This is a genomic window from Hydrogenimonas sp. (genome assembly GCF_029933015.1).
Classification (GTDB): Bacteria; Campylobacterota; Campylobacteria; order Campylobacterales; family Hydrogenimonadaceae; genus Hydrogenimonas.
Genome location: NZ_JAOZOZ010000099.1, coordinates 1 through 5811 on the forward strand (window position 1 = coordinate 1; position 5811 = coordinate 5811).

At 55.2% G+C, this 5811-nt stretch carries 7 protein-coding genes; 1 reads left to right on the forward strand and 6 read right to left on the reverse strand.

Annotated features, from left to right (window positions below; all coding sequences use genetic code 11):
• The first annotated feature begins 29 nt into the window (after window positions 1–29).
• Window positions 30–446, forward strand: a complete 417-nt coding sequence (locus Q1K23_RS07060) for a thiamine-phosphate pyrophosphorylase (RefSeq protein ID WP_300363448.1) — start codon at window positions 30–32, stop codon at window positions 444–446.
• 24 nt (window positions 447–470) lie between these two features.
• On the opposite strand, the gene Q1K23_RS07065 is transcribed toward Q1K23_RS07060, so the two are convergent.
• Genes Q1K23_RS07065 through aroC form a run of 6 tightly spaced genes read right to left on the reverse strand, consistent with a single transcriptional unit; the run spans window position 471 to window position 5774 of the window.
• The gene (locus Q1K23_RS07065; RefSeq protein ID WP_300363443.1) at window positions 471–1412 is read right to left on the reverse strand and encodes a D-2-hydroxyacid dehydrogenase; all 942 of its coding nucleotides are present in this window, start codon (window positions 1410–1412) and stop codon (window positions 471–473) included.
• Window positions 1412–2263: a UTP--glucose-1-phosphate uridylyltransferase GalU gene (gene galU, locus Q1K23_RS07070; protein ID WP_300363444.1), complete on the reverse strand. Its 852-nt coding sequence runs from the start codon at window positions 2261–2263 to the stop codon at window positions 1412–1414. The genes Q1K23_RS07065 and galU overlap by 1 nt, the downstream gene beginning before the upstream one ends.
• A 5-nt stretch (window positions 2264–2268) precedes the next feature.
• Complete coding sequence (locus tag Q1K23_RS07075; protein WP_300363445.1) at window positions 2269–3075, reverse strand: metal ABC transporter permease; 807 nt, start codon at window positions 3073–3075, stop codon at window positions 2269–2271.
• Complete coding sequence (locus tag Q1K23_RS07080) at window positions 3068–3850, reverse strand: ABC transporter ATP-binding protein (protein ID WP_300363446.1); 783 nt, start codon at window positions 3848–3850, stop codon at window positions 3068–3070. Before Q1K23_RS07080 ends, Q1K23_RS07075 begins: the two co-directional genes overlap by 8 nt.
• The gene (locus tag Q1K23_RS07085) at window positions 3847–4719 is read right to left on the reverse strand and encodes a zinc ABC transporter substrate-binding protein (protein ID WP_300363447.1); all 873 of its coding nucleotides are present in this window, start codon (window positions 4717–4719) and stop codon (window positions 3847–3849) included. Before Q1K23_RS07085 ends, Q1K23_RS07080 begins: the two co-directional genes overlap by 4 nt.
• On the reverse strand, window positions 4716–5774 hold the full coding sequence (aroC, locus tag Q1K23_RS07090) for a chorismate synthase (protein ID WP_300363449.1): 1059 nt from the start codon (window positions 5772–5774) through the stop codon (window positions 4716–4718). Before aroC ends, Q1K23_RS07085 begins: the two co-directional genes overlap by 4 nt.
• Between the last annotated feature and the right edge of the window lie 37 nt (window positions 5775–5811).

Below are 5811 nucleotides of genomic sequence, written 5' to 3' on the forward strand. Positions count from 1 at the left end.
TCTGCTGCAGATCCTCGGAATCTTCGGCAGTGACGAGTAATCTTTCGGAGCCGAAGCTCTTTCGGCTCGTCGACGCGAATCTCAACCGCCTCAAAGAGGGGATTCGCGTCATCGAAGACATCAACCGCTATATCTACGACGACCAGAACATCACTTCGAAACTGAAATCCCTCCGACACCTCGCGAAAATCGACAACTACCTGAAGATACTTCCCCACCGCGACATTCAAAACGACGTACTGAAAAAGAGTATCGAGACGGAATTGAAAAGAGAGAGTGTCGAAAGCCTTCTGCTGGCCAACTACAAACGGGCCCAGGAAGCATCCAGAGTGCTGGAAGAAGCCTTCAAGCTTATCGATGCGAAGAAGTCGGAAGATTTCAAGACGATACGCTATGCGCTCTACGCTCTGGAGCAGGAGAATTTGACGGGAAACGGAAAACCGTAAACGGCGGAAGCGCCGTATCGGCGCTTAGATCGTGTGTTTTTTGAGAAAGATTTCGATATTGCGCACGATGCCGGCGACGAGCTTCTCCCTGGCTTCCACGCTGGTCCATGCGATATGGGGAGTGATAAGCAGCCGATCGCCGTTTTTCACCCTGTAGAGCGGCGAATCCTTCGGCAGCGGCTCTTTTTCCGTGACATCCAGACCTGCATAGATCCCATCTTCGTCGATCGCCCGTGCCAGGGCGGATTCGTCGACGATACCCCCTCTTCCGAGGTTGAGAAGAATGGCACCTTTTTGCATCTTTTCCAGACGGGTACGATCCAGCAGATTTTTCGTCCTTTCGCTCAAGGGGGCATGAATGGAGACGACATGGGAGGTGCTCAGCAGCGTATCGAGCTCCATCCGGGGATAGAAAGGATCGTCGTTTTCGCCGCTTGTGGAGTAGTAAACCACCGTCGCTCCGAACGCCTCGGCCGCCTTGGCAACCGCTTTTCCGATGGTGCCCAGACCGATAATGCCCCACTGTTTTCCGTGCAGCTCGTGAAAAGGTCTCTCCACGCAGGTGAAGATGCCCGATTCCGCCCACGCACCCGATTTGACATGATGGTCGTAATAGGGGAGCTTCTCCATCAGATAGAAGAGCATCGCGAACGTATGCTGCACGACACTGTAGGTCGAGTAGCCGGCCACGTTTTTGACTTCGATCCCTTTCCGGGCGGCATACTCCAGATCCACGTTGTTCATACCCGTCGCCGCGACACATATGAGCTTCAGACGGGAAGAGGCGTCGATCACCCTTTGGTCCATGACCACTTTGTTGGTGATGACGATTTCCGCATCCTTGCATCTTTCGATCGTCTCATCCGGAGATGTTTTCCCATGGATCTCCACCTCTCCGAATGTCTTGAAAACGGTCAGATCGATATCGTCTCCCAGCGTTTTGGCATCGAGTATGACGATTTTCATCACTTCTGCTTTTTCTCTTTTTCGTCGTTTCGTTTCGAATGTTCATAAAAGTAGTTGGTCGCTTCAACGAAGCCGTCGATGCTTCCGCAGTCGAAACGGCGGCCTTTGAATTTGTAGGCCATCACCATCCCTTTCTTCGCCTGGGCCATCAGGGCGTCGGTGATCTGGATCTCTCCCCCTTTGCCGGGTTTGGTCTCTTTGATCAGATCGAATATGTCGGGGGTGAGGATGTAGCGGCCGATAATCGCCAGATTGGAGGGTGCCTCTTTGGGATCGGGCTTTTCGACCATCGTATCGACCATGATCAGATCGGTATCGATCGACTTGCCGGCGACTACGCCATATTTGTCGACCTGATCCATCGGCACCTCCTGTACCGCCACGATGGAGCAGCGGTATTTGTTGTAGACCTTCACCATCTGCGCCAGGATGCCCTCACCCTCTTCGTTGGTGCACAGGTCGTCGGCCAGAAGCACGGCGAAAGGCTCGTCTCCGATCAGAACGCGGCCTTTGTAGATCGCATCACCCAGCCCCTTCATCTCGATCTGGCGCGTATAGGTGAAGGTACACTTGTTGATGAGATCTCTGATCTCGTGCAGAAGATACTCTTTGGGGGTGCCGTAAATCTGATGTTCGAGCTCGAAACTGACATCGAAATGGTCTTCGATGGCGCGTTTGCCCCGTCCGGTAATGATGGCCATGATATCCATCCCGGCCTCCACCGCCTCCTCGACGCCGTACTGGATCAGGGGCTTGGCCATGATGGGCAGCATCTCCTTGGGCATCGCCTTGGTGGCGGGAAGAAAGCGGGTGCCGTATCCGGCGGCAGGGAAGAGACATTTTTTTATCATGCGGTTTACCTTTTTCTATATTTTTTTATCAAAAACAACGAAATTGTACCAAAAGCGGCAACGATAACGATCGAGGCTCCGGCGGAGAGATCGTACCAGTAGGCCAGGAAAAGTCCTGTAACGATATAAATAATCGACACAATGATCGAAAAAATTACCATACCCCCCAGGGATCTGACATAGCGTTCGGCGGAAAAGCTGGGCATCGTCAGCAGAGCGATCAGCATGATGAGCCCTACCAGCCGCATCGCGAGCACGACCGTCACGGCGACGAGTCCCAGAAGAAGCAGATGCAGAAGTTCCGTTTTCACCCCCTGCAATCTCGCGAATACCGGATCGAAACTGAGCGCTATAAAATCGTAATAGAAGTACCAGACAAGACCCAGAGCCGTCAGATCGAAGAGCGCCATCATTTGGATATCTTCGAGACCGACGGCGAGAATGGAACCGAAGAGAAAACTCATAAGATCGACATTGTATCCCGGCGTCATATCGCTGAGGATCACACCGATCGCCATGCCGACGGCCCAGACGATACCGATGACGGTATCGGCCCGATGGGCATACCGGTAGGCGACGAAAGAGATGACGGCGGCGGCCAGCAGTGCAGCCACCATCGCCCCCGTCAATACGGAGGTACCGAAAAAGATGGCGGCACCCACACCCCCGTAGGTGGCGTGGGCGATACCGCCGCTCATGAATGTCATGCGGTTGGCCATCGTCAGGGGACCGATCAGCCCGATCGCTATGGCAATGAGAAAGCCTGCCGCCAACGCATGCTGGAAAAAGGGCATCTGAAGGGCTTCAAGCATGCCGGCACTCCTCGGTGCATTCGATTTTTCTTCCCATGTCCTGCCAGAACTCCGCCCCGCAGTAGTGCCCCTCGTGCCCCTGCAGCTGCCGTTTGATCTGATAACGGGTATGGGCGTCGATCGTGTGCATCACGGCCGTTTTGTGGACGTAGAGTGCGTGTCGGGCATACCCCATGACCATACTCATGTCATGACTCACCACGATCACCGTCATCTTTTCGTTCAGTCTCTCGAGCAGATCGAAAATCTCCCGCTGCCCGTTGAAATCGATGCTGGCGGTCGGTTCGTCGAGCATGAGGATCTGCGGGTCACTGATCAGAGCCCGGGCGATCATCACTCTCTGCCTCTGGCCGCCCGAAAGCTCGGCGATGCGACGATCGGCATATTCGGACATATTCACTTTTCCCAACGCCTCGAAAGCTTTCTGCCTGGAGTCGGCATCGTAGCGACGCCATCGGTTGCGACGATGCAGCAGACCCATCAAAACCACATCGAACACGGTAACGGGAAAATCGAGATTGTGCCCAGTCTCCTGCGGCACGTACCCTATGACGACATCGCTTTTTTCGGGCTCTTTTCCAAAAAGCCTGACATCGCCCTCCAGGGGTTTGACGATGCCCATCATCAGCTTCAGAAGCGTACTCTTTCCGCCGCCGTTGGGTCCGATGATGGCCAGAAAGTCTCCCGTTTCGACATCGAAGCTGATGTTTTCCAGCACCGGATCGCCGTTATACGAGAAGGTGACGTTTCGGACACGGACAGCGGGCTCACTCATTTGGAAGCTTCACACACTTTTTTCGCGATATCGAGCAGGTTCTCGGACCAGTCGGCCGAGAGGGAGTCGGCTTCAACGATTTTCGCACCGATCGATCTGGCGATCACTTCCGCACTTCTTTTGGAAAACTGCGGTTGCACGAAAAGTGTCCTGACACCCTCCTCCTTCGCTTCGCGTATCAGACGGACGATCTCCTTCGATTTCGGCTCTTTGCCCTCGATTTCGATCGGAATCTGCCTCAGCCCGTAGGTTCGCGCGAAATATCCCCAGGAGGGATGAAAGACCATCATCGCACTCCCTCTGCAGGGGGCCAGCCGTTTTTTCAACTCTCTGTCGAGCTGCTCGATCTCCTGCAGAAATTTCTTCAGATTTCTTTCGTAAATATCCTTATGGGCGGGATCGACACTCTCCAGCGCCAGGGCGATGTTTTTCGCCTGGATTTTCACCAGAGGCGGAGAGAGCCAGACATGGGGATCCAACGAGTGTCGAGTCTCCCGATTCCCGATTTCCGATTCTCGATTTCCGTGATGGTGGTGGGAGTCCATCGGCATCTTCCGGATGCCTTCGGTGATGTCGACGATCTTCATCCCGGGGTTCTGGGCGGCGAAACGGGGAAGCCACGCCCGCTCGAACGGCACGCCGATGGCGAAGTAGAGGTCCGCTTTGGCGATCGCTTTCATCTGGCTCGGTTTCGGTTCGTAGGTGGCGGGACTCGCACCCGGCGCCACCATCACCGTCACATCCGCCAGCTCTTTGGCGATCTTTTCGACGAACGTCTTTTCTGGCACGATGCTGACGACGACTTGCACTTTCGCCGCCAGAAAGGCCGGAAAAAGGAGTGTCAACAGAAGAACGATCGTTCGTTTCATCTATTTCTCTTTCCGTAATGGCGTGCCACATCTTCCATCTTGCGGCCCATGTTCAGAAGCACCATGTCGGCCAGCACCAGAGCCGCCATCGCTTCGGCCACGACGCTTCCGCGGATCGCCACACAGGGATCGTGCCTCCCTTTGAGCTCGCATGTCACCTCTTCGCCATGGACATCGAGCGTTTTGAGCGGCTTGAAGATGGATGGGGTCGGTTTGAAATAGACTTTCACTTCCAGTATATCTCCACTGCTGATGCCTCCCAGGGTGCCGCCGTGATGGTGGCTCGCAAACCCCTCCCGGGTCATTTCGTCATTGTTTCTGCTCCCCGCAAGTTCGGCACTGCGCACCCCTTCACCGATCTCGACTCCTTTGACGGCGTTGATTCCCATCATCGCATCGGCCAAAACGGCGTCGAGCTTGTAGTAGATCGGTTCGCCCAGTCCCACGGGCACGCCGGTCGCGCGCACCAGTGCCGCGCCCCCGATGCTGTCGTGGGCCTCTTTGGCACGCAGTACGGCATCTTTCTGCGCCTGCTCCATCGAAGGATCGAGGGCGAAGATTTCACTGTTTCTGGCGTAGTCGAAGTCGTACTTTCCCGCTTCGATTTCACCGATCTTGAAAATACCGCTTTCGACTTTCACGCCGATTTCGCGCAGCATCAGTTTCGCCACGGCTCCAGCCGCCACCCGTGCGGCCGTTTCACGTGCACTGCTGCGCCCGCCGCCGCGATAATCCCGGATGCCGTACTTCTCCCAATAGGTGTAATCGGCATGACCCGGACGGAAAAGTTCCTTGATATTGCCGTAGTCTTTCGATTTCTGGTTGGTGTTGTAGATCACCATCGCGATCGGCGTTCCTGTCGCCTTTCCTTCGAAAACACCGCTTAGAATCTCCACTTTGTCGGCCTCTTTGCGGGCGGTGGCGTAGGCGTTTTTTCCGGGCCGCCGCCGATCGAGTTCGGCCTGGATGAACGCTTCGTCGATCTCCAGTCCCGCCGGCACACCATCAAGAACGCAGCCGATAGCCGGACCGTGGGATTCACCGAAAGTGGTCATCACCAATCTTTTGCCAAAAGAGTTACTCACCTTTATC